Here is a 23,896-nt window from a genome sequence, read left to right on the forward strand (position 1 = left end):
ATGACCGGTACCGCCGCTCACATCTATGCCGCGGCACCAGGCGGGCCTCGCGGTACCGGCGGGCTGAACGCCGGCCAGCGAAGCGATCCTCTCAACGGCATCTGGCTCTGTGCCCGATGCGCGCGTCTTGTCGATACCAACGCCGGCGACGCCTATCCGGCGTCGCTTCTGCGAAGCTGGCGAGATCTCCACGAGGCCCGGGTCCGTATGGAGCACGGGGGCGTCGCCCGACCCTTTGGATGGATCCACTCGATCGAGATCATGGAGGACGTGTGGCTGGAGGAGCCGACTACGGTGCGCTTCTCCCGGTGCAACATTTTCCTGGGCACGAACGGAATCGGGAAGAGCCACTTCATCTCGCTTCTGTCTGGGCTGGCAGCCCCGTCCCACATCATGGAGCGGGTCGCCCGCCCGGCGTCCCGTGTACACGCGGCACTCACCTGGTATGACCCCCAGCCGCGGCGGGCCGAGTTCAAGGCGGAGGGCGACAGGCTCCACTTCTTCGCCGACGGTCAGGAGGTTCCATTCGTAGCCTCCCCCTACCAAGTGGTCCGGGTACCCCGGTGGCGCGGTGACTTTCCCGCCGACGTTCATGACCTTGCCAAGGACCTGGGCCTTGACCACTGGGTGATGCGCAAGGTGATCTCAGACCTTCCTGAAATCGTCGGCGGGGCGGTCAAGCGCACCCGGATAGTCGACGATCGGATCCGTGCCGACTTCGTGCTCGGAAGCGGTCTTGAAACAGACGACGGTGATCGCCGGCTTCATCCTCTCGTCGGACTGGAGGTTCTGGTCGCGCTCGCTGAAACGTACGCACGGGCTCACCCGACCTTGCTCCTCCTCGACCCATTCTTGAACGGGCTCGACTGGGGCGGTTACCACCAGGCCACTGCTCTTCTCGGCTCGCCGGCCCGTGGATTCCAGACGGTCGCGGTTTCGACAGACCATCGCGGGAACCACCCCCTCGGACCGGAGTGGACCGTGACCCGCATCGTATGTGACGAGACCGAGCGCATGGGCCACCGCCGGTGGGCTCGACTGGTCCAAGACGATGAAGAGCCATAGCGTCTTGGGCGGCTCACCAGCTTGGGAGAGGGACTGCCCTGAGCAACGCGTGGCGAGTTCGGTGAGTACGTCGAAGTCGATCACTGAACAGGCTCCTCGGTGTCGTAGTCGGGCACAGCCGGTCGGCCGGAAAGCGCGATGCCGGCGGCCGGGCCGGTGGGGTTTCCACGAAGACCTCCAGACACGGGTGGTGTTCGAGGGCGCGGAGCAGGACCTGGACGTCCAGAGACCACAAAGTCGCTTTCAGAAGGTCGAGTTGACCGGCCGCGCGGCGGCGGGGGCGACTGATGATGGTGCTGTTCGAGTGCGCCGTTCAAGCGGATTTCCTCCGAGCGAGCCCGAGTCGAACGGGGACGTCAACTGCGGTGTCTCCAGCGTCGAGATGCGGCTCTCCGTCACCGGGCCCCGCCTGATCGAGGTCAACGCTCACATCGGCGGCGATCTCGTCGCCCAGCTGGTTCGCCTCGTCACCGGCATCGACCTGGCCGCCGTGGCAGCCGACCTCGCCGTCGGCCGCGAACCCGACCTCACCCCCACCCACGAGCGGGCTGCGGGCGCCCGCTTCGTTTGCCCGGCCAACTCCGGTACGGTCCGCCGCGCCGAGACCCGTCCCGAACTCGGCGGTCCAGTCTGGCTGGACCGGCTCCAGTGGGAACGCCAGCCGGGAGTCGACGTCCTACTTCCCCCGAGGGAGACCACGCCACCGCCAGACTCGCCGAGACGCGATCTGAACTCGACCGACCCGGCCGACCTGCCCCCGCTGGCCGATCTCGAACTGCACATCCCTGACTACCCGGTGATGGAACCCGAGCCCACACCCGGTGGTGCTCCATTCGGGCGGTCCCGTACCTCGACGAGCTGAACCCCCGCGGCATCGTGATCACCTGCCCGGAGTGCCGGGCCCGCCGTGACTGGCTGCTGTTGGAGACCCGCAAGATGGTTTTCGTGCGGTGCCGCTGCGACCACGAATGGCGCGAGCCGGATGTGGATGTGGAGGTCTTCGAGGAGAACTTCGCCTACCCGGAGTGGTCGTGGCAGGACGCCGGCGATGCGATGGTGGCGCTCGGGTTCTCCGGCGAGTTCCGCGGGATCTACTTCAACTAACGAGCGGTTTGCAGCGGATGCAACATGCGGCATCCGCTGTCACTGGCTCTGAGCAGCTGATCTGTGAGGGAGCAACCTTGGGATTGCACCCTCGGTTGGCTTCTGACCAGGCTTGAGACAGCAGATGCAACGATGTCGCGTTCAATGCAACACGGCGCTGACGCCTCGGAGCCGACCGTCACGCCGCCCAACCTCCTGCGGTTCAGGACACGGTGGGGCTTCGGCGTTCAACGAGGGTGACGTCGCGCCAGACGCCGTGGTGCAGGCCGATGCGTTCGCGGGTGCCGATGATGCGGAAGCCCGCGCGGGCGTTGAGGGCGAGGCTGGCGGTGTTCTCGGGGAAGATGCCGGACTGGATGGTCCAGATCCCGGCGGCCTCGGTGGAGGCGATCAGAGCGTCGAGGAGAGCAGCTCCGACTCCTCGGCCGCGTGCTTCGGGGTGGACGTAGACGGAGTGCTCGACGACGCCCGCGTACGCGCACCGGTCGGAGACCGGTACCACCGCGGCCCAGCCAAGCACTCGGCCGCCGTCGACGGCGATCAGACGGTGCTCCTGGAGCCGGGAAGCGTCGAACGCCTGCCAGGTCGGCGCGGTGGTTTCGAAGGCGGCGTCACCGCCGTCGATCCCGGCCTGGTAGATCGCCAGCACCTCCTCGGCGTGCTCGGGGAGCATCCCGGTGACGGTCACCGAGGTGGTGGTCATGCGGCGACCTCGATGCCGACATGGCCGGCCTCGCAGGCTGTCGACCCCGCGCAGACCCCGGTCGAGGCGAAGGCGTCTGCCGGTTGCGCCTGCGGGAGCTGATCACGTAGCGGAGGATGACTACGGCGATGAGGGCATGTGCCTGGCGGTGTACGCCGAAGGGCGGTAGGGCACAACTCTGCTGTGTCGTACCGCCCTTCGGCGTACTGCGGGTGCGTGACGCGACGACGCGGTAGACCGGGCCCTCCTTCCCGGTGGCGACGCTGCCGGAGGCGGTGAGCCGGACCAGGCTCAGTCTCAGGGTGGCCGGGCGCAGGCCTGTCCCGTTGGCGATCTCGTCCACTCGGGCCGCGCTGCGAGCGGCCAGCCACCGGCGGACAGCGCGGTCGGCATCGGGGTCCAGACTGCGGGCGATCCAGTAGGCGGAGCGGAGAGCACGCTGGACAGAGCGGAAGCCTTCCTCGCAGGGGTCGGGCGGTCGTCCATGTTTGCTTGGAGCGTCCTGCTTCGCGTAGTCCTGCGCGGCTTCGTCCGGTGGTTGTCTGCCGCAGGCGAACGCGTGCAGGCTCAGCCGAATCATCGGCTGGGCCTGGGGAGTTGCTGTCCTGTCTCGGTGAGCGTTGCGGAGTCTCGGTGATCTGGCGAGTTCGGCCTCGTTCGTCTTGGTGAAGTTTGGCGAAGATGGCAGATGGGTCCGGCCTCATCGGGCCTGGTGGTGTCTCACTCGTCCCAGGCGGTAGTCGGCCGATTCGCGGCGCGCGCGGCTGGCCGTGCCCGGTTTTCACCTTTCAGGGTGGATTGAGTCTCATCTGATCTGGCTGGTCTCACCGGACCCGTGATGGTCGTCCCATGGACAGGACGCGCGCACTCTCGGATCGACGAACTCTTGCAGCTCTACGGCACGGGCACCCGTCAGTCCCGCAACTCGCCCGGACCTTCAAGGTCTCGCGCGGAACGGTCTATCGCCACGTCAGCCTCGCCACCGGGAAAGACGACCGGCAGGCACTTTGAACCGAGCCCGATACCAGCAGCCGCAGATCCCTCCGGAGGTCACGAGTCCACGACGCGCGGGCTGGCGAACGTCGAGTTGTCGATGACGACGTCCATCATCGGGATCGGGTCGACTTCCTGAAGATAGATGCGCTCTGCCACCAGATACCGGTTGCGGTGGATCGACTCCGCATCGCTCCCGGCCCAGTCCTGATCACGGTCAGCACCTCGCTGAACGGACAGTTCCGCAGCTACCTGCAGCCAGGCACGGAAGTCCCAGTACTCGTTGATCTCCGGCCGGAAGGCGAAGACGCCATCCACGATCAGCACCGCATCCGAAGCAAGGGGCGTCCGGTCTGAGGAATGATCCTTCTGCGTCAGCGGGTCGATGCTGCACAGGACGCACGACGTTGCCTCCGGCGACCGGCAGGGCCCAAGCAGCAGCCGCTTGACCGCGTCATAGTCGTACGCGTTGCGGTAGTACCCCTCACCTGACTCCCGGTCATACAGGTGCCGGTCCTTCCACGGCTTCTTGAAGTCATCAAGGGTTGCCCGGAGCACGGGCCGTCCCGCAGTACTGATCCGCTCAGCCAATTCGTGCCCGAAACTCGTCTTGCCCGCAGCGGTGAAACCGTCGATCCCTACCATCAGACGGCCCTGGCCGAGGGCCAGGATCCGCTTCGCGATCCGTTCGACCAGCGCAGTGCGTTCGTGAGAGGTCGTCGGAGGACACGGCTGCTGCCAAGTCGAAACCGAATGATGCACGCCCGCCCGCTGCAGTCCCATGAGGAGAACCTATCTCGTGCGCCACTCGTCTCGGTGAAGTTGGCGAAGTTGGGGGACAGGGGCTTCTGCGTCTGATCATCGTGGTGGCGTGACGGTCGCTCGGAGTGTTGCCGGTGGAGCGCCGGCGGTAGACGGCGTCGAAGAACGCCTGGACCTCGGCGGCGCTGAACAGGTGCCGGGTGTCCTCGGTGACCACGTATCCGAGGCCGCGCCAGGCGTGGATGAAGGCTGGGTCGATCCCGACCTGTTCGGCGATCACCGCCACCTCGCCGAGCATCTCGGTGATGCGTTCTCGGGCATCGGGCGGGGTTCGCCGGCGTCCGGGTCGAAGAACAGCGGTCGTCGGGTCCAGGTTCACGCCCGAACTTCTCGCACAACCGCTTCAGTCGGCGCTGAACGGCACCTTGGAGGCCGTGCCCTGACTGCGATCGGCGAGTAGTCAGGGCCGCTGCCGTCAGTACACCCTGTGCGGCTGGGGTATGCCCACGCTCCGGTAGATGTCGTAGCGACGGTGTGCGTTGTTTGCCCGGTGTGCCAGGGTGTATTCCGCCTACACTCAGTACCCAACCATTCGGCGGGCGTCACACGGCCGGGAGACGGACGGGCGTCACGCGCCCGGCAGGCCGTTCGCCATCTCGCGGAAGCGGGCGGACGGCCGCATCATCCCGTTGTCGCCGACGTTCAGGTTCTCCAGCCAGCCGTCCCGGTACCAGAAGATCGACGAGGTCAGCGGGGCCGGGTCGTTCGCCTGGAGCTGCTTCGACAGGTCGATCATGAAGCGGATCGCGTTCAGCGACGAGCCGGTGCGGATCGGCGCCGCGCAGAACGCGTTGCTCGTCGGCAGGGTGACGAGCGCGCCGTAGGGCAGCTCGGTCCCGCCCAGGGCGTTCTCCAGGCGCAGGGCCTGGGCGGCGCCGGGCCACACCCCCATCCCGTTGACGGCGTACAGGACGTCGCCGTTCGTCGCGTTGAAGGACTGTCGGTTGAGCTGCTCGGTGGCGAGGTTGGCGAAGGCCCGCTCCCAGAGCTCGGCCCGACTGACGCTCCACTGGTCGGCGGCGTGCTCGGCTATCGACAGGGCCTCGGTCGCCCCGCCCTTCTTCCCGCCGTTCACGCACAGGACGACCGACAGCTCGTCGTCGATCGGCCGGGCCATAGGGTCAGGACCCAGGGCACGGGTCGGGGCCACCAGGAGCCGCAGTCGGTCCCGGACCTCGAAGACCGAGATCCCGGCCAGCGCCTTGCACGGGCCGTGCTCGTCGCACAGCGGCTTCGGAAGGTTCTTGCGGTTGCCGAACAGTGGCATGGGTGGCTCCCCCGGGTCGGTGCGGTGGTCGGACCAAGGCCACAGCATCCCACTGGAGTTCACCGCCGTCTCACGGATCATCCGATTCTCAGACTCTGAGACTCTGAGACTCTGAGATTCTCGGATTCGTTCGGACGGTGTGTCAGCAGGCATCCGGCCCTTTCGGTTCCTGTGGCCGGCTCCGGCGCGCGCCTGCCGGCACCGATCGCCGCCGGCCGCCGTACGACACGGTCCCCGCCGCTTGCCCCCGCCGACCGTCGCCCGGGAGAGAGTAGGAGCCGGGGGAGTAGGAGTCGGGAGGGAGTGGGATGGGAGTCGGGAGAGAGACAGGAGAGAGAGCGTGCGCCAACTCGACCTTCTCGTGGTCGTCGTCTACCTGGTCGCCATCGCGGTGATCGGTCTGCGGCTGGCGGGCCGTCAGACGACCTCGAAGGACTACTTCGTCGGCGAGGGCCACATGCCCTGGTGGACTGTGTCGTTCTCCGTCGTAGCCACCGAGACCAGCGTGTTGACCGTCATCAGTCTGCCCGGCGGCGCCTACGGCGGGCAGGGCTTCGGCAACGTCGAACTCGCCCTGGGCTACGTCATCGGCCGCGTCGTCGTGGCCACCGCGCTCATCCCGCTGTACAAGCGCGGCGGCTTCGTCAGCGCCTACCAGTACCTGGGCAGCAGGTTCGGCCCCGGGCTCCAGGGGCTCGCCTCGGTGACCTTCGTCGTCACCCGGCTCCTCGCCGAGGGCGTACGCCTGTTCGCCTCGGCGATCCCGATCAAGCTGCTGCTCGGCGAGTTCGGCGTGCACACCAGCTACCGCACGATCATCATCGTGCTCACGCTGATCACCGTCGTCTACACCTACCTCGGCGGCATCAAGGCCGTCATCTGGACCGACGCCATCCAGATGGGCCTGTACCTCGGCGGCGCCCTCCTCACCGTCGCGGTGCTGTCCGGCCACGTCGGCACCGACGGCTACGCGCGCGCCCTGGACGCCGGCCGGTTCCGGCTCTTCGACACCGACTTCGACCCCGCCCACGTCCTCACCAGCCCGTTCGCCCTGCCGACCGCGATCATCGGCGGCGCGATCTTCGCCATGGCCAGCCACGGCTCCGACCAGCTCATCGTCCAGCGCATCCTCGCCACCAGGACCCTGCGCGACGGCCAGAAGGCGATGATCGCCTCCGGCGTGTTCGTCACCCTCCAGTTCGCCGCCTTCTCCCTCGTCGGCGCCCTGCTGTGGTCCTACAACGAGGGCAAGAGCTTCCAGGCGCTCGGACTGGGCAGCTCCGACAACCTCTACCCCGACTTCATACTGCACGGGCTGCCGGTGGTGGTCTCCGGCCTGCTCGTCGCGGGCATCCTCGGCGCCGCCATGGGCTCGCTGTCCTCGGCGCTGAACTCCATGTCGAACTCGACGGTCGCCGACATCATCCACAGCTTCTTCCGCAGCACGCCCTCCGAGGAGTTCCTCCTCAGGCTCGCCCGCGTGATGACCCTGGTGTGGGCCGCGCTGATGGCGGTCTTCGCCTGCGCCTTCAGTACCAGCACCGGCAACGTCTACCTCACCGGCCTGACCATCGCCGGCTACACCTACGGCGCACTGCTCGGCGCCTTCCTGCTCGGCCGCCTCGTACGGCGCGCCCACGAGACCGACGCCGTCCTCGCCTTCCTGGCCACCGTCGCCGTGATGACCTACCTCGTGCGCGCGGTGAAGATCGACGTCACCACGGCCGCCGGGACGGTGCCCACGGCCATCGCCGCCCAGTGGCTGGTCCCCATCGGCGTGGTGGTCACCCTGGCCGTCGGCAGCCTGCTCAGCCTGTTCCACCGCGTACCCGAGACCCCGCACGTCCTCGTGAACGCCGCCCAGCCCGCCTCCGGCCCCGGCCCCGGCCCCGGCGCCGGCGCCGGTCGCCCCGAGGCGGCCCCCGCCCCGGACTGACGCCCACCCGGCCACGCCCACCCGGCCACGCCCACCCGGCCGACCCACCCGACCCGCCCGCCCGCCACGGGCCCGCACCCACGGGCCCGCATCCACGGGCCCGGCCCCGCACGGCGTCCACCCGGGAGACACCGCCGTGCGTCGGCCCGCGCAAGGCCGTTCAGTGCGTCGGCGCCGGCCTCCGCCGGGCGGGGAGGGCGCGGCTGCGCAGCGGCAGCAGCCCGGCGAGTTCGGCGCTGGGCTCGACACCCAGTTGCTCACGCAGGGCCGCCCGGCACGTCTCGTACTGCCGTACGGCCTCGGCCACGTTGCCCTCGGCCAGGTGCGCCCGGATCACCGCCCGGTGCGAGCTCTCCCGCAGTGGCTCGGCGAGGACGGCGACCAGGGCGGCGTCCACCGCCTCCACGTGGCGCTTCTGACGGCTCATCCGGGCGGAGAGGGTCTCCAGGGCGTGCAGCCGGACCTGCCGGACCCGCTCCCGTTCCACCACCAGCCAGTCCTCGTACCAGTTCGGCAGCAGGTCCTGGGTGAACAGTGCCACCGGCGGCTCAACGGCCTCCGCGCTGTCGCGCAGTGCCTGTGCGGCCGTGAGCATCCGCTTGACGTCGACCCGGACGGCCGCGGCGAGCACCAGCACCTCGCCGCGCGTCTCGACGAGCCGCTGACCGGCGGAGAGCCGCCACAGCGCGGTGCGCAGCCGCCCGGCCGCCGCGCCCTCGTCTGCCTCGGGCCAGAGCGTGCAGGAGACCGCCGCCCTGGCGACCGGTCCACGCAGGGCCAGCATCGTGAGGATCCGGCGGGCGGTGGGCGGCATCTCGACGGTCCGACCGCCCAGCGTGAGCTGCCAGCAACCGAGCAGTCGGAGGTCGGCTCCGGGCGGCCGGAGGTGCGCCCCGGCGTGGTCAGGCGTCATCTGTTGCTCCCCACGAACGGACGCTGCCGACCTTGTCGGTCGGCCGACGTGCTGTCAACGCTCGCCGCCGCGCGTCGACGAGCGGTGACCCGTACGGGGTTGCGCGCCGGTCGTCGGTGGACGCGCAGGTCACCCGGTTGCGGGCGGCGCGGCCGGCCCGGCCGGATGGGACGGTCCTGAGGGCCCTGACGGTCCGGACGGCCCGGACGGTCCCGTCGGAGTGGACGGGCTCCCTCCGGTCCCCTGCGGGTGCAGCAGCGCCGCCAGTTCCTCGGCCGCCAGGGTGAGTGCCTCCCGCCGATCCTCGGCGAGCTGAACGACGTCGCGCAGCGCGGCCTTGGCGGCGTTCACGGCCTGGCCGGCGATCGCCTTCCGCGGCCCGCGCGTGGCGCCGGCGGTGATCTCCTGGGCGAGTCTCAGCTGGGCCTCCAGCTCCGCGACGCGCCGCGCCAAGGTCTCGTCGATCCTGTCGGTCTCCTGCCGGAACAGCTGTTGGAGGTCGGCGGTGGTGCTGTCGTGCATGGCTCATCCGTTGTGAGTGGGCGGGCGGGGGAGGGGAACCGCGAGCGCGTTCGCTACATCACGACGTTGATCGCGGCCCAGGGCGCCGGCAGGCCCTGGCCGTTCACCAGGAACGCGCCCTTGACGACGTTGCCGGTGACGGCCATGCGGTTGACCGGGACGTCCAGTTGGACGGCGGTGAGGGCCTTCGTCTCCAGGTGGTTCGCGGAGACGACCATGCTGTTCGCGGAGGCGTTCAGCAGGGTCCTCTGGTTCGCCTCACCCGTGTGTTGGTCGGACCGGCGGACGAGGTTGTCGTTGAGCAGCAGCGGCCCGTTCAGGATGCTCTGGACGGCGATGGAGTCCCCGTCCGCCTCGATCCGGTTGCCCCGGATGGTCGCGGCGGTCAGGACGGTGGTGTCCGGGGCGAACACCCGGGCGGCCGTCACCCAAGCCAGTCCCTCCTCCTGCTCGGCGTACCAGCCGGTGCTACCCATGTGGGCGAACACCGTCGCGGCGTCGGCTTCCGGGTCGAGCGGTTCCCGGGGAGCCGGTACCTCGAAGAGGGCGGTGTCGATGTGGGTCCGGCCGAGGGAGAACAGCATGGCGGAGAGGGCGGGGCCGCCGCCGTCGGCCTGGTCGGGCCTGCCGCCGCTGGTGATGACGTTGTCCAGCACGTCGATCCGGCCGGAGCTGCTCATGCCGACCACCCCGGCGACCAGGCGGGCCGTGCTTCCGGCCGGGAGCGGCACGTCGAGGGTGTTGTCCGCGACGGTGACGGAGCGGCATTCCTGGAGGGCGACGGCGACGATATCCAACCGTTCCGGGTCGATGGCCGGCACGGGGTAGAGGTCGTGGATCCGGTTGCCGCGCACCTCGCCGTCGGTCACGCCGGTCAGCCAGACGCCGACCATTTCCTGGCCCGGGTCGAACCGGAAGTCGGGCCGCTCGGTCCGGGTCACCTCGTTGCCCCGGACGACCACGCGCGTACCGCTGGACCCCGGACGCATGATGACGCCTCCGGTGCCGCCGTCCAGCCGGTTGTCGGCGATCACGACGTCCTGCTGCGCGAGTTGCAGGGCGACGGCGGGCGCCGCCGTGGCCAGGGTGCAGCCCGTGACCGTCACCGCGGACAGGACGCCGGCCAGGCGGGGGGCGGTGAGTGCGATCCCGGTGCCGTCCAGCCGGGGCGGGGGCTGTTCCGCGTCGCGGCCCCCGGCCGGAGCGAAGTCGGCGGCGGCTCGCGCGGTGATCCGGCAGTGGCGGATCTCGCTGTCGGGGGAGGCGAGTTCGATCCCGGCGCCACCGCCGTCGATCCGGCAGTCCCGGATGGTCAGGGAGGCGTTCATGGGTGTGGCCTGCCAGGTGACGGCGGCGCCGCCGTCACCGACGATCAGGCAGTCGTGCAGGGTGGCGCCGAGCGCGAGCTGGACGCGCTCGTCCAGCAGCAGGCCGCCCTCCACGCCGTAGACCAGCGAGTCGGCGAGCTCGAAGCCGGCCAGCAGGAGGAACCGGCCTCCGTCGAACTGCCTCCGGCCATCGGTAGAGCGCTGGTCCGGCTGGAAGGGCGGGGCGATCGCGAGATCGGCGAGCAGCGCGCAGTCGCGGACGGCGAGCCCGACGACCGTGCCGGACAGCGCGATCGCCGTCATGACGGCTTCGCCTCCCAGCGGGCTCCGGTCGCCGACCACGCCCCGGCCGCTGATCAGGGCGCGCAGGATCTGCGGCCCGCCGTTGCGCAGCAGTGAGGTCCGGACGACAGCGCACCGGAGCAGGTCGACACCGGTCGAGCGCGTCAGCGCGATGCCGGTCGCGGTGAACGGGCCCCCGCCCCCGTCGCCCCCTTCCGCTCCGCCTCCTTCTGCTCCGCCCCCACCGTCCGGCTCCCGGAGGATGGGCGGGTCGCAGAGGACCGCCAGGTCGCTGACCGTCACCCCGCGGCATCCCAGCAGCACCAGCGCCGGGCCGACCCCCCGGTGTCTGAGCACCGTCAGCCAGCCGTGCCCCGAGAGGGTCACCCCCTGGGCCGCGTCCAGGAGTACGGGCTCGTCGAGCTCGTACTGGCCGACCGCCAGGCAGACCCGGCCGCCTGTCCTGCGCACCCGGTCGACGGCCTGTTGCACGGTCAGGATGCCGTCGGCGTGCGACTCGGGGGTCACACAGACCGTGCAGTCCCCGCACTCCGAGCAGGCCGGCGGCCACGCGCCCCGGCAGTCCGCCACCTCGTTCGGGAGGTCGATCACGGCCAGGCGGCCGTAGAAGCGGTGCGGGCCCTGCGGGGGTGCCTGGTCCAGTTCCTCGACCTTGCCGTCGGCCGAGCGGGCGGTGAAGGTCCAGTGGTCCCCGGTGCGCAGCGTGCCGCCGGCCGGGTCGTCGGCGAAGGTGATCCGGACGCCGTCCTCCAGCACGAGACCGCCGGTGGCGGCGGAGACCGGAACGGTTCCGTCGGCGCCGACCGCCGCGCCGCCCTGGTCCCACTGCCGCAGCCTGGTCCGCAGCGAGGCGTCGGTGGGGTCGAAGTCCGCCGGCAGGGCGGCCGAGAGCGTCACCTGCTGGGTGGGGTCGTCGACCCGGTCGACGGTGACCACCCGGGCGAGGAACCCCGGGGTGCCGGACAGCTCCCGGGTCTCGTCCAGGACCTCCACCCAGGCGCCCTCCCGGATCCGCTGGACGTCGTCGCGCCCCGTCCGGGAGACGGTCAGCACTGTCCGGGTGTCGTCCACGCCGAGTACGGCGGCGGCCACGCTCGCGTTGTCGCGGGACCACTTGAAGCCGGCCTGGGCGAGCGTGCCGCCGCCGTGCACCTCCACCCGGTAGAGCCGGTTCTCCCAGCCCAGGTAGTCGGCGTCGGGCGGCACGCTGCACGGGTCGGAGGAGGCGGGGACGGCAACGCCCCGGGTGGAGAGGCGGCCGGCGGAGGGAGCGGTGGCCGCGGCCCAGCCCGGGACGTCGGCGTCCGGCGTGCCGCAGTCGACGTCGTCGGCGGGGTCCGGCAGCACCTTCACCTGCCAGACCGTCTGCACCCGGGCGTCGGTCTCCACCCCGATGGCGGGATCGATCAGGTCGGGTCGTTCGACCGCGGTGACCTCGCGCTCCCAGGCCTCGACGTACACCACGCGACGGCCGGGCGTCAGCTCCGGGACGCTCCTCAGGTACGGCTGGTCGGTGTACCGGACGGGCGCCGCGGCCCGCAGGTCCTGCAGCCCCGGTTCCACGTGCAGGGGTTGCGGGGGTTGCAGGGCCTGCGGGCCGACCTTGCCGTTGTTGTCGAGCGCCAGCCCGTGCAGGTAGAGGCGGCCGAGGCCGATGGTGAAGGACGTGCCGTCGGCCGTGGCCTCGATCCGGAACCCGGTGGACGTGGGGGCGCCGCCGGTGTCGAGGTCGAGCGGCGCGGTGCACGGGCCGAGGACGTCCAGGGCGAGCGCCCGCAGGCGGTGGTCCAGACCGTCCGCGAGCTCGTTGAGGTAGGCATCCCGCAGCATCCGGCCTTGTTCGGCCCGGGGCCGGCTGTAGTCCTCGGCTGGGTCGAAGCTGAGGCGGGTGTAGTCGCCCGGCATGTACGGCTCCTTCGAGATCGCTGCATGGGTTGCCCGGTACGCGCGGACGGCGCGGCGGGCGCGGGGCGGGCTCCTCCGGGCTCCCCGGGGTGGCCTCGGGGACCGTCGGGGTGCCCTCGGGGGTTCCCGCGGACGGTGGTGGTCAGACGATGACGGTGATGCCGGCGGTGATGCCCGCCGGCAGGTACTCGTCCAGCCGCCGCCGCAGGTTGTCCAGCCGCTGGGGCTCCTTGACGTGGCAGTAGACGCCCATCTCGCTGCCGTCCTCCGCGCCGGTGGCGATCTCCGCCGGGCAGCGCGGGTCCAGCTCCGCGAAGCCCGGGTCGCCGTAGTGGCGGGAGACCAGCACCGGGCGCACCCGGCGCTGCTCGGCGTCCACCAGGGCGTCACGGGCGGCGCCGGTGGCGTAGGGGTGGGCGGCCAGCACCCGGGCGACGGCCGAGTCGGGCTGGCAGGCGAAGCGGCGGGGTGTGCGGCCGGCGTCGGCCGGGTGGGCCGGGTCGTCCGGTGGCAGGTAGCTGTACCGCAGGCAGCCCTGCTGGGTGCGGGCGGCCGTCAGGCGGGCCGTGAACAGGCACTCGCTGGCCTCGACCGTCCGGGTGGCGACGGTGCCGAGGAAGGTGGACCGCTCGGCCCGCAGCCCGGTCCCTGGCGCGCCGGGTCCCGTGACGGCCTCGACGGCCGCGGCCGGTCCGGTGACGGGTCCGGCGACCACCGAGTCCAGCAGCAGCACCTCGTCCGCCGGGGCGTCCAGCCGGACGGGCCCGAGCACGCAGAAGGCGAGCTGGACCCGGAGCGTGGGGGAGGGGCCGTCCACCGTGATGCTCGGCCCGTCCGCGACCGGGGCGCCGGTCTGGTCGCGCGGACCGCCGGGCAGCAGGGTGCAGTGCAGCAGCCGCAGCCGGGCGAGCGCGGGCCCGGTGGTGATCCGGCCGTCCAGGGCCACCCCGGACAGCGTGAGCGTGCCGTCGCCCCGGACGGAGAGGGTGCCGTCGGCGGGCGAGGGGCGCAGCACCGGCCGCTGCAGGTCGGCCGCCTCGACGAGCAGACTGCGCCCGGTGACGGTGACTCCGGGGGGCAGCGCGTAGTCCTCGCTGTCCAGGATCCGGATGACGGTGTGCCGGGCGGAGCCGGCGGCCCAGACGGCCAGCGCGTCGGTCAGCGTGGTGTGGTCGGCGCCGAGCGCGGCGACGGTGAGCACCTGGTCGGGCTCGCCGGCCGCGAGCCACCCGGAGCGGTCGTAGTCCCCGCCGCCGACCACTCCGGCCGTGCCGTGGAAGAAGGAGCCGCGCAGCACGGCGGGCAGTGGGAGCCCGGAGCCCACGGCCACCCGCCCGTTGCGCACGTCGACGGCGAGCACCGCGCCGTCCGGCCGGGCCGCCGGCCACGGGTCGAGCCGGCGGCTGACCACGGTGGCGTGGAGCTGTCCGGGGTCGGCCGGGTCGGCCGTCGGGGCGGCGAAGCGGTCGTCGAACCAGATGCCGAGGCTCGCGGCCGGGGCGTCGGCCTGGTCGCCGACCGGGCCGTACAGCGTGGTGGGCGAGGGCAGCGGGCCTCCCGCCGCCGAGGTGTCGGGGTGGGCGAGCAGGTCGGCCTCGAACAGCGCGGGCCGCAGCGGTGCCGGGACGGACGCGGCCTCGAAGCCGGGCGGCAGGTCGGCGGTGCGGTTTCCCCGGGTGAACAGCGGGCGGTCGAGTCCGAGCGGGTCCAGCCGGTGGCGCCACGGCTGGTCGGCCTGGCGGGCCGGCACCCGCTGGTGGGCGGCGGCGCGTTCGCGGTGGACGGCGACGGTCACGTGCCCCGGGTGGTACCAGCCGGCGGGGCCGTCCGGGCGGCGCACGTCGACCAGCCGGCTGGTGCGGTCGAAGGGCGTGCCGGCCAGTGCGCTGTCCAGCCGGGTGGGCAGCCGGGCGGTGGTGAGGTCGGGGCGGGTGTGCCGCAGGTGCTGCGTCCAGGCCGTCCGGGCGAGGCCCTCGACCAGCCGCACCGGGAAGCCGCAGGCGTGCTGGGCGACGTCGGCGAGCGCCGAGACGGTCCCCTTGCGCCGCCGTACGGCGATGGTCCGGGCCACGTCGGCGCGCGCGCTCGCCCCGGCGGACGGGAGCAGGCGCGGGCCGCGCAGGTCGTCGAACTCGATCAGGGCGGTGGCGTCGTCCTGGGCGATCGAGGCGTCGTACAGTGGGACGGTGCCGACCAGCCGGGCCAGGTACGGGACGTACTGGTCCTGACAGGTCTCGATGAAGTGGTCCTCGTAGCCGCGCGCGATGTCGGCGGCGATGGCGTCGGCCTGCTCGCCGATGACACCGAGCAGGGCCCGCAGCGGCTTGCCGGCTTCGGCGTCCCTGGCCCTGACCACGGCCGGGAGCTGGGCGTAGAGCTGGTCTGCGGCGGTCATGCGGGCCACCTCCGGGGGGTGTCGGGGCTGGGTGTCGGACTCCCGCCCACAGTGAGGTGGGCGGGCCGACGGGACGGGCGGTGCGGGGGTGTCATGTCAGGCCGCGGGTGGCCGGTGCGGGCGGCGCGGCCGCCAGGGCGACGGTGAGCGCCTCGGGGGCGAGCACCGGCAGTTCGGCCGGCAGCACGCCGCCGCCCGCGCCGGCCCGGACGTCCAGCAGGCGCAGCCGTTCGGGCAGGGGGCCGTCGGCCGGGTCGGCCCCGTGGTCGGCCAGGAACGCCGCCCAGACGGCGTCCGGGAGCCCGGGCGGGCGGGCGAAGCCGAATCGGGTGACGGTGACGGCCGCCGCTCCCGGCACCGCGGAGGCGGCGAGGTAGAGGTCGGACAGGTGCACCGCGCGGGCGAGTTCGGTGCGGTCGAAGCCGAGCCGCTCGGCCAGGGCGGCGCGCACCCCGGCCAGGACGGCGTCGGCCTCGGCCGCCGGGTCCGGGGCGACGGCAGCGGTGACCACGAGCGGCACCGGGGCGAAGTCCGCCACCACCACGCGCCGGTACGGCGGGCCGGCCGAGGCGGCGGTCCGGGCCAGCAGCCGGCGCCCGGCGGCGTCGAAGGTGCCGCCGGCGGGCCCGGCCACCGTCACCGCGATCAGCAGGCCGCGGCCGTCCCACACGGTGGCGGCCCGGGCCTTGGCCACCTGGCCGGTGGCGACCAGCAGGTCCGCGCAGTCCGCCGCGCTGACGGCCCGGCCGAGCGTCCGGACCGTCCCCGGGGCCCGCTCGCGCAGGGCGCTGCCGTCCTCCCGGTCGGCCCCGCCCTGTGCGGCGGCCGGGTTGGCCACGGCTTCGAGCCCGGGCAGGCGGTGCAGCGGCTGGGTGAGGGTGCCGGCGCCGACCCGGCCGGCCAGCCCGGCGCCGTACCGGTAGTCGGCGACGACGTTGGCGGCGCCGCTGCGCGGGCGGGCGCCGGTCGTCCCGTCGCCGTACTGCACGACGGTCGAACCGTCCGCCTCGGTGCGCAGCTCGTACACGTCCTCGTCCGGCCCGGCGCCGAGCAGCTGCGGCACCTCCCGGGAAGCGAGCCCGCCGACCCTGACGGTCAGCGCCGCGACGGAGCCCTCGGGCGTGGCCTCGGGCACCCGGGTCAGCGGGCCGTGGGCGAGCGTGAAGCGCTGGAAGGCGGTCGAGGCGTCACCGGAGCCGAGCACCTCGCGGGAGACGGTGGCACCGTGGCTCGCGGTCGCGGCGTTGCCGAGCAGCGTGGTGGCGGCGGCGTCCAGCGGTGCGGTGTCCTCCGGCTGCGCGGCGAGCGGCACCACCAGGTAGCAGGCGTCGCCGGCCCGCACGCCCCCGGCGGGCGGGTTCGCCCCGGCCGGTTCCAGCCGGACGGTGCCCCGGACGGTGGTGGTGACGGCCCGTCCGCCCGGCGCCGCGAGCACCAGACGCCGGCCCATGGGCAGGTCGGCGGGCGCCACGACGGGCGCCGCGGCCCGGTCGGTGCCGGGCGGGCCGAGCACCCGTACGGCGTCACCCGGCACGGCCGCTGCCGTCCCGGCCTGGGGGGCGGCCGTCGCCCCGGCCGCGGTCGGCGGCTGCGGGGCGGCCACGGCCAGGCCGGGGATCCAGAGTTCGTTCCCGAGCCGGTCCGGGTAGTCCTGGCCGAGCCACTGGACCGCCTCACCGTCGAGCTCGACGACCTGGAGCGCGCGGCGGTCCGCGATCTCCGGCAGATCGGGTTCGACGGTGACCAGAACAACCTGGCTGGTCGGCCCGGCGCTGCCCAGGAGCTTCTCGGTACCGGGCGCGGTCTCCTTCACCCGGACCACCCGGGTGAACGCGCCGGGGTCGACGACCAGCAGCGGCGTCCCGACGGCCAGCGACTCGTGCTTGCGGTCCAGCGGGAGCGGCGCGGCGGCCGGGATCGTCAGGTCGACCGGGGTCCCGAGGTCCCAGGTGACCTTGCCGCCGTCTTTGGACGGCGTCGGCGGTGTGGTGTCGGGGGCGTCGTGCCCGTTGACCAGCAGCGGCCGGGCGGGCCGGTACGCGGCCGCGCCCGCCGCGGGGGCCTGGGCGGCGAGCCGCAGCCGAAGCCCGTCCGGCCCGGCGTCCAGGGCGGCGACGGTGGTGCGGACGACCGAGCCGGAGCCGTCCGCCTCGGCGGCGACCTCGACGCGCATCGCGACCTCCCCCTCGACCACGACCAGCATCGGGTCGCCCGGCCGCAGCCGCCCGGCCCAGCGCGGGGCGTCGGCGGGGTGGACCAGCGCGCCGCCGGTCCCGGTGAGCGGGTCGACCGCTGTCGGCCGGCCGTACGCGGGCAGGGCGTTGAGTCGCCAGTCGGCCGCGCACCCCTCCAGGGTCTCGAAGGTCTGCGGCTGGTCGCCGGGCCCGGGCACGCTCTGCACCGGGAAGCCGGTCGGCACGGTGAGCGCGGCGCCGACAGCCAGCGTGAACGCCAGCGTCGCGGTGGCGGAGACGCCCGGCCGCGGCCGGTAGCCGATCAGTTCGACCAGGCGGTGCACGCTCTCGTCGAGCACCGCGGTGCCGAGGAAGTGCTCGTTGACGTACCGTTCCTGATGGAACGTCAGGACATCGCCGAGCGCGGCCCACTGCTCCAGCAGCGTGATCGCGTGGTCGTCCTGGTCCCGCGTGGTGAGCCCGGCGAGTTCCGGCTGCGCCGCGATCCGCTCCAGCATGGTCCGCCGGAACGAGGCGAAGCCGCCGATCCGGGCGCGCAGCGCCGGCAGGCCCGCCGGGTTGTCGACCGGCAGCGGGGTGGCGGGCAGGCCGCCGGGACAGGTGCCGGAAGCGCTCAAGGGGTACCTCCGTCGATCTCCAGGCGCAGCACTCCGCGCTCCGGCAGGCTCGGGTCGTCGTCCAGCCGGAGCACCTGCCAGGGCGCCACGTCCAAGCGCCCGGCGGCGAGTTCCCCGTTGTCGGGCGCGTCGTAGCGGCGCAGCGCCAGGGCCTTGACCGAGTCCACCCCGGGGACGGCGGCCACCGCCGCGTACACCTCGCCGAGGAGCAGCGGACGGCCGAAGCCGAGCGCCGGCCCGGCGAGCAGGCCCGGTCGCCCGTTCGGCAGCCGGCCGGCGAGCAGGGCGTCCCGTACGGCGCGGCGCACCACGGCCCGGCTGTGCCCCGTGGCGGCGCACACGTGCAGAGCGAGTTCGACCGCGGCGAACTGCGGCGGCCGGACGTCCACGTCCTGTCCGGCGAGCCGGACGGCGTCCAGGGCGGCCACCACCTGGGCCCGTAGGCCGGCGGAGAGCTCCTGGTGGCTGCCGCCGCCGTCCACCAGCGCGGCGGGGTCGGCGGGCAGGACGGAGACCAGCCAGGTGTACCAGCTGCCGGTCCAGCGCAGTGCGGCCACCGCCGCGCGTACGGCGGGAAGCAGCAGAACGGCGTCGACGGCGTCCTGTTCGGTGACGGCGCGCTCCTGGCGGGCCCGGAAGGCGTCGGGGGCGAGGCGCCGGGCGTGCTCGACGCTCTCCGGCTCGGTGCCGCCGGTGGCCGGAAGCGGGTTGCGGACGGTCTGCACGAGGTCGGCGTCGGCCCCGGGCAGGACGATGTGTGCCAACGCCTCGGCACCGATGTTGCCGGCCGTGCCGTTGCCGATCCGGTAGCGGGCCTCGAAGGTCGCGGCCTGCAGTGGCGGCCGTCCCAGCGGGGGCCGGCCGAAGCGGATCAGCCCGTGCCCGGTGTCGTCCACCTCGACGACCAGGTGCAGGTCGTTCGGCCCGCTGTCGAAGAGGTCGGGCACCGGTGAGTACACCTCGGCCGGGCCCGAGCGCGGCCGGGCGGTGACGGTCAGGGCCGGGACGGCGGTCCGGGGGCCGCCGGACAGGTCGGTCCGCTCGGTGTCCGGCGCGCCCGCCTGATGGGTCAGCGGGCCGTCCGGCAGCCGCAGCCGGGGGTCGAGCGGCCCGCCGAGCGGCCCGGCGGCCGTCGGGTCCCAGCCGTCCGGGGTGATGTCGACCCCGTCGACGGTGGCGCCGTGGTCGGCGAGCACGGTGTTGCCCCGGGCGAGCGAGACGTCCTCCAGCACGTCGCCGTCGGTTTGCACGGCGCGGACGCAGACCGGCCGGTCGGGTGCCTCGGCGGCGGCCCACCGGACGGCGAGCAGCGGCAGTTGCGGGTCGGCGTCGTGGGTGCGCTCGGTCAGCCGCACCTGGCCGTCGGCGTCCCGGGTGACGGCAGGCAGGTAGGCCGGGTCGGCGCCTGGCTGGACGTCGGTCAGCCGGACGACCCAGCGGGCGGTCGGGTCGGCGTCGGCCGCCAGCCCCGTTCGCGGCGAGCGGACCTGCTCCAGGACGAGCAGGTCACCGGCCTTCAGCACCGGCTCGGCGGCGGTGCCGGGCTGCGCCGGGTTCTCGGCCCAGAGCCAGGCGGTGGTGGCGCCGGCCGGGAGCCAGTAGGCGTCCTCGCCCCAGTGGTGCAGGTGCAGCAGGTTGCCGAGCGGATCGGCCGTCAGGTCATGGGCGGTCTCGAACACCACCGAACCGTCGAGCGGGGGCGCGGCCAGGGACTTGCGGTCGACCAGTTCGGCGCGGATCCCGGGTCCCGGGGCGCCGCTCTCGCCGGGCAGCGGGTTCGGGATCGTGGTCAGCAGCCGGGTGCCGCGCGCCACGGTGAGGGGCGCCTCGACCGCCAGGTGCACCGCCGTGGCGGCGTTGCGGCCCTGGTGCAGCGCGTAGTCGACCAGCCGGACGTGCCGGCGCACCGACACCCGGCGGCGGGCGAGCCCGAGGTAGCCCTCCAGCAGGGCCGCGTCCTGGGCGTAGGACAGCTGGTCGGCGTGGAAGGCCAGCAGTTCGAGCAGGGTGACGGCGGGGTCGGCCGGGTGCCGGTCGGCGAGCGAGGGGTGGCGCTGCGCGGCGAGGTCCAGCAGCGTCCGGCGGAAGCCTGCGAAGTCCTTGGCCGCGCTGTCGAGCAGCGGCTCGGGCCCGCCGGGGTCGGCCGGGCCCGCGCCGGGGGTGCGGCAGTCCAGGTCGGAGGGGCAGGCGGCCATGAAGGAGAAGCCGATCCGGCGCAGCACCGGGTCGAGGTCCGGGACGGCCAGCTCCAGTTCGTACCGGCTGAAGTCGCCGGGCCTGTCGGTCCGCACCAGCAGGGTCCGCGCGTCGGCGACGGCGACGGCCCGCACCCGGATGCCGCGGATCCGCTCGCCGCCCTTGACCAGCACCTGGTCGGGGCGACTGACCAGCTTCCACGGGTCCGCGCCGGCGGGCAGGTCGCGCAGCAGGCCGACGGTGAGCCGGCTGTGGTCGGCGGTGTCCACCTCGACGTAGTCGATGCCGTTGCCGCGCTCCTCCTCCACGAGGAGTTCGGCCCGGCGCCGGGAGAGCGGGTCGGGCGGCAGGATCGCCTCGGTCATGCCGGCACCACCACCTGGACGACTCCGGCGCCGCGGTCGACACGGCGGCGGTAGGTGACGGTGACCACCAGGGAACCGTCCTCGCGGGACACGGTGTCCACCCCGTCCACCGCGACGACGTCGTCCACCCAGGTGTGCAGCTGGGCCTTGATCAGCGCCTGGGTGGCCGCTGCCAGGACGTCCCCGAGCGGCGCGAAGACGAGCGAGCGCAGCCCGCAGCCGAAGTCGGGCCGCATCACCCGCTCGCCCGGCTCGGTCAGCAGCACCAGTTCGACCAGCTCGCGGACGTGGCGGTCCGGGTCGGCGCTCGCGGTGCGCCCGGTGCCGTCGACGCGCAGCGGGAAGGAGAGCGGCCCGGTCACGACGCCTCCTGGGCGGTGCCGGGGCGTGGTCCCGCTGGTCCTGGGTCCGGACGGGTGCCGGGCCGGGTTGCTGTCATCTGCGCTACTCCACCAGGTTCTTGACGCTGAGCAGGGCCGGTGTGGGAGGGGGGACCTGGGCGACCGGCGGGGTCGGGACGACGGGCAGTGCCGGCGGCCCCGCGACCATGCCCGGGTGGATGTGGGTGTTGAAGAGGGTGGCGAGCTGGGTCAGGTAGCTCAGCAGCTGGGTACCGAGGACGGCCGGCTCGGAGGCCTGCCGTCCGTGGTTGACCAGCGGCGCCTCCAGGGTCACCTGGGTGAGCGCCTGCAGTGTCACCTGGCCGGAGTCCGCCTTGATCTCCAGCAGGTTCTGCCCGGTCATGTCGCTGACCGTCAGGGTGTGGCCGTCGTCGTCCAGGGCCACGGTCAGGCCCGTCTCACTGGTCAGTTCGCGTCGGCCCGGGCTGGGCAGCGGCGAGGTCGGCGCGCCGGGCGCCTCCAGCGGCCCCCACCAGCAGCCGGTCCAGATCGGGCGGCACGGATCGCCCGCCTCGAACTCGACCCACAGCGCGGAGCCGACCGGCGGCACGGTGTACAGGCCCGAGCGCTGCCCCGCGTACGGGGTGCACGGCAGGGCCCAGCCGGTCTCGACGTCGCCGAGCACCTCGGGCACCTTGGCCTTGAGCCGCCCCGACTTCAACGGGTCGTCGACGCTCGTGACCTCCCCCCGGTACTTGCCGAAGTAGCGGTCGGTGCTCGCCCCGATCGCCAGCAGTGCGTGGTCCAGCACGTTCGTTCAGCCTCCCAGTGCGCCGAGCAGTCCCGAATCGCCCACCGCGTTGCGCACCGCGGTGAAGCGTTGGCTGTACGCCTTGGGGCTGATCCGGTGCACGACCTTGCGGACCAGCCACGGGCCGCTGTAGGCGGGTCCGGCTCCGGCCAGCCGGATCGGGTCGCCGGGGCGCAGCGGGCCGACCGAGGCGTCCACCGTCCCCTCCGCGACGATCGCCAGGGCCGCCCGGTCGACCAGGGCCTGGGCGGCCTTGCGCAGGTCGCCCGCGCCGGTCAGGGCGGAGCCGGTGAGCCGGGTGACCGGGGTCGGGCTCAGCCCGGTGAGCACGCTGGTGCCGCCGATCGTGCTGCTGACGGCCGTCACCTCGGCGTTCTGCCCGCTGTGCCGCAGGTCCATCGCGTCCGCGGTGACGGTCGTGGCGCGCAGCATGTCGTGGCCGATCCGCAGGTCGGTGACCCCGCTGGCGCTGCCGGCCCGGACGGCGAGCGTGGCGACCGGCAGGCCCTCGGCCGAGACCTCGTGGAAGTGGCCGACCTCGATGCCGGTGTTGGCCTGCGGCAGGGTGTACACCTCGAAGCCGTTGCGCCGGGCGAGCCGGCGTAGGAAGCGGATGTCGCTGCCGCGCTGCACCGTGGTGCCCTCGGGCTCGATCAGCACCGGGCCGGTCGGTGAGACCTGGGGGACGAGCCTGTAGCCGGCGAAGATCTGGGCCGCGATCACGGCGTCCGGCAGGTTGGGCCAGGCCTGGGTGCGGTCCTGGAGGTTCATCAGGCCGGTGGCGTCGAGGCCGCCGACCTCGACCGAGGAGTCCCCGGCGTTCTCGCCGTACACCACGGACCGGGTCGCCGCGTACCCGGCGAAGAGGAAGACCGGCAGCGGGACGGTGCCGATGACGGCCCCGATCCGCACGCTCTGCCCCGCGGTGAACCGATCGGCTTCGAGCAGCGGCCACTCGCCGCGCGGGGACAGCCCCGTGCCGAGCCGCAGCCGGAAGGTGCCGGGCGCGTCCAGGGTGGTCTCGACGACCAGTTCCTGGAGCGCGTCGAGGACCTCGCCCGGGGCGGGGGCGTTGTCGACCAGCAGGACGGCGGTGACGGCCGTCACGACAGTGCCTCCGGGGAGACGGGCTGCGGCAGTTCGATCGGCGTGCCGGGCGGCTCCAGCACCGCGGCCGGGCCGGCGGCCGCGGCGGCCGGGTTGGCGTCCGCGATCCGCCACCAGGCGCCCGGGTCGCCGTAGGCCCGGTACGCGAGCAGGTCCAGCCGGTCGTGCGGCCGGGTCGTGCCGGTGACGGTCGGGCCCGTGGCCGGCGGCACGCGCAGGGTCACCCACGGCCGGGGCCGGCCCCGCTCGTCGACGTGCACCGCGACCGGGACGTCCCGGTAGCGGCTTCCGGAGTCGAACATCGGGCCTCCTGCGAAAGGCGGGTGAGGGGCGGTCACAGCGGAAGGACGGACGGCGCCCGCGCGGCGGACTGCGCGGTGTTCACCGCCGAGAACACCTCCCGGGCCACCGCGTGCACGTCGGCGAGCGCGCTGATGAACACGGGGGCGGCCTTGAGTTCGTCCTGGCTCAGCGTGGTGAGGTGGAGTTCCGCGCGGGCGCTGATCGGGTTCAGCCTGGCGTCGAAGGCCTGCTCGGTGACGGACAGGCCGGCCACCTTGACCGGGAGCACCCGACCCGCGCCCCAGACCAGGACCGTCCAGTTCAGCCCCTGCGGCGTGATGACCGCGAGCCCGATCTCCGCCTGCAGCTTCGTCAACTTGGCCAGGACGGTGGAGGGATGGATCAGCTGCTCGATCGCCGAGATCACCGGCAGCAACCCGCTGACCAACGTGATCGGATTGGCGTCCGGGCGCTCCAACTGGTCGGCGGCGTCCAGGGCGAGCGACAGGGTCAGCGACTCGACGGGCGTGGTGGCGGGGGTCTGCGACTCGCCCGCCCCGGCGGGAGGCTTCGCCCCGGCGGCCTGCCCCAAGTCGAAGCGCCGCGCAAGGGAGTCCGGGTTCAACGGGAACACGATCAGCTGCACGGGGACGGGAACGACCGACCCGAACACCAGCAGCGCCCCCTTGGTGACCCTCGGCCGGCCGGGAAACTCGCTCATCGACA

Annotated in this window: 19 protein-coding genes; 5 read left to right on the forward strand and 14 right to left on the reverse strand. The window is 73.2% G+C overall.

The annotated features are described in order from the left end of the window. The 3 genes from ABTY56_RS19020 to ABTY56_RS19030 all read left to right on the forward strand — a co-directional run bounded on the left by ABTY56_RS19020 (position 1) and on the right by ABTY56_RS19030 (position 2,169). Entirely contained in the window at positions 1–1,065 is a 1,065-nt protein-coding gene (locus tag ABTY56_RS19020) for a hypothetical protein (RefSeq protein ID WP_350630071.1), read from the forward strand. Between the two features lie 304 nt (positions 1,066–1,369). Next, positions 1,370–1,927, forward strand: a complete 558-nt coding sequence (locus tag ABTY56_RS19025) for a hypothetical protein (protein WP_350630072.1) — start codon at positions 1,370–1,372, stop codon at positions 1,925–1,927. A 14-nt stretch (positions 1,928–1,941) separates the two neighbouring features. Continuing rightward, the gene (locus tag ABTY56_RS19030) at positions 1,942–2,169 is read left to right on the forward strand and encodes a hypothetical protein (protein WP_350630073.1); all 228 of its coding nucleotides are present in this window, start codon (positions 1,942–1,944) and stop codon (positions 2,167–2,169) included. Positions 2,170–2,371: 202 nt separating this feature from the next. Here the strand turns inward: ABTY56_RS19030 and ABTY56_RS19035 are convergent, their stop codons facing one another. Both ABTY56_RS19035 and ABTY56_RS19040 read right to left on the reverse strand, forming a co-directional pair. Next, positions 2,372–2,872: a GNAT family N-acetyltransferase gene (locus ABTY56_RS19035; RefSeq protein WP_350630074.1), complete on the reverse strand. Its 501-nt coding sequence runs from the start codon at positions 2,870–2,872 to the stop codon at positions 2,372–2,374. A 1,050-nt stretch (positions 2,873–3,922) separates the two neighbouring features. Then, the gene (locus tag ABTY56_RS19040) at positions 3,923–4,648 is read right to left on the reverse strand and encodes a nucleoside/nucleotide kinase family protein (protein WP_350630075.1); all 726 of its coding nucleotides are present in this window, start codon (positions 4,646–4,648) and stop codon (positions 3,923–3,925) included. 88 nt (positions 4,649–4,736) lie between these two features. Between ABTY56_RS19040 and ABTY56_RS19045 the strand changes: the two genes are divergently transcribed. Continuing rightward, positions 4,737–5,087: a hypothetical protein gene (locus ABTY56_RS19045; protein ID WP_350630076.1), complete on the forward strand. Its 351-nt coding sequence runs from the start codon at positions 4,737–4,739 to the stop codon at positions 5,085–5,087. A 168-nt stretch (positions 5,088–5,255) separates the two neighbouring features. Here ABTY56_RS19045 and ABTY56_RS19050 read toward each other — a convergent pair whose 3' ends face one another. Beyond that, complete coding sequence (locus ABTY56_RS19050; protein ID WP_350630077.1) at positions 5,256–5,954, reverse strand: hypothetical protein; 699 nt, start codon at positions 5,952–5,954, stop codon at positions 5,256–5,258. Positions 5,955–6,294: 340 nt separating this feature from the next. On the opposite strand from ABTY56_RS19050, the gene ABTY56_RS19055 reads away from it, so the two are divergent. Further along, positions 6,295–7,890, forward strand: a complete 1,596-nt coding sequence (locus tag ABTY56_RS19055; RefSeq protein ID WP_350630078.1) for a sodium:solute symporter — start codon at positions 6,295–6,297, stop codon at positions 7,888–7,890. 160 nt (positions 7,891–8,050) lie between these two features. Here the strand turns inward: ABTY56_RS19055 and ABTY56_RS19060 are convergent, their stop codons facing one another. The 11 genes from ABTY56_RS19060 to ABTY56_RS19110 all read right to left on the reverse strand — a co-directional run bounded on the left by ABTY56_RS19060 (position 8,051) and on the right by ABTY56_RS19110 (position 23,891). Further along, positions 8,051–8,803: an AfsR/SARP family transcriptional regulator gene (locus ABTY56_RS19060; protein WP_350630079.1), complete on the reverse strand. Its 753-nt coding sequence runs from the start codon at positions 8,801–8,803 to the stop codon at positions 8,051–8,053. Between the two features lie 129 nt (positions 8,804–8,932). Then, positions 8,933–9,325, reverse strand: a complete 393-nt coding sequence (locus ABTY56_RS19065; RefSeq protein WP_350630080.1) for a hypothetical protein — start codon at positions 9,323–9,325, stop codon at positions 8,933–8,935. Between the two features lie 53 nt (positions 9,326–9,378). Continuing rightward, entirely contained in the window at positions 9,379–12,861 is a 3,483-nt protein-coding gene (locus ABTY56_RS19070) for a DUF6519 domain-containing protein (RefSeq protein WP_350630081.1), read from the reverse strand. Positions 12,862–13,003: 142 nt separating this feature from the next. After that, the gene (locus tag ABTY56_RS19075) at positions 13,004–15,256 is read right to left on the reverse strand and encodes a hypothetical protein (RefSeq protein WP_350630082.1); all 2,253 of its coding nucleotides are present in this window, start codon (positions 15,254–15,256) and stop codon (positions 13,004–13,006) included. A gap of 91 nt (positions 15,257–15,347) precedes the next feature. Beyond that, a complete protein-coding gene (locus tag ABTY56_RS19080) occupies positions 15,348–18,068 on the reverse strand; it encodes a baseplate J/gp47 family protein (RefSeq protein ID WP_350630083.1) in 2,721 nt (906 codons plus the stop codon). Further along, positions 18,065–20,629, reverse strand: a complete 2,565-nt coding sequence (locus tag ABTY56_RS19085) for a baseplate J/gp47 family protein (RefSeq protein ID WP_350630084.1) — start codon at positions 20,627–20,629, stop codon at positions 18,065–18,067. The genes ABTY56_RS19080 and ABTY56_RS19085 overlap by 4 nt, the downstream gene beginning before the upstream one ends. Beyond that, positions 20,626–20,991: a GPW/gp25 family protein gene (locus tag ABTY56_RS19090; RefSeq protein WP_350630085.1), complete on the reverse strand. Its 366-nt coding sequence runs from the start codon at positions 20,989–20,991 to the stop codon at positions 20,626–20,628. The genes ABTY56_RS19085 and ABTY56_RS19090 overlap by 4 nt, the downstream gene beginning before the upstream one ends. Before the next feature lie 82 nt (positions 20,992–21,073). Further along, positions 21,074–21,781: a phage baseplate assembly protein V gene (locus tag ABTY56_RS19095; protein WP_350630086.1), complete on the reverse strand. Its 708-nt coding sequence runs from the start codon at positions 21,779–21,781 to the stop codon at positions 21,074–21,076. A gap of 6 nt (positions 21,782–21,787) precedes the next feature. Next, positions 21,788–22,888: a phage late control D family protein gene (locus tag ABTY56_RS19100; RefSeq protein ID WP_350630087.1), complete on the reverse strand. Its 1,101-nt coding sequence runs from the start codon at positions 22,886–22,888 to the stop codon at positions 21,788–21,790. Then, positions 22,885–23,190 (reverse strand): tail protein X, encoded by a 306-nt coding sequence (locus tag ABTY56_RS19105; protein ID WP_350630088.1) that lies wholly within the window; start codon positions 23,188–23,190, stop codon positions 22,885–22,887. Before ABTY56_RS19105 ends, ABTY56_RS19100 begins: the two co-directional genes overlap by 4 nt. A 32-nt stretch (positions 23,191–23,222) precedes the next feature. Then, on the reverse strand, positions 23,223–23,891 hold the full coding sequence (locus tag ABTY56_RS19110) for a hypothetical protein (RefSeq protein ID WP_350630089.1): 669 nt from the start codon (positions 23,889–23,891) through the stop codon (positions 23,223–23,225). Between the last annotated feature and the right edge of the window lie 5 nt (positions 23,892–23,896).

The organism is Kitasatospora sp. NPDC097691 (assembly GCF_040302665.1).
Taxonomy (GTDB): domain Bacteria; phylum Actinomycetota; class Actinomycetes; order Streptomycetales; family Streptomycetaceae; genus Kitasatospora.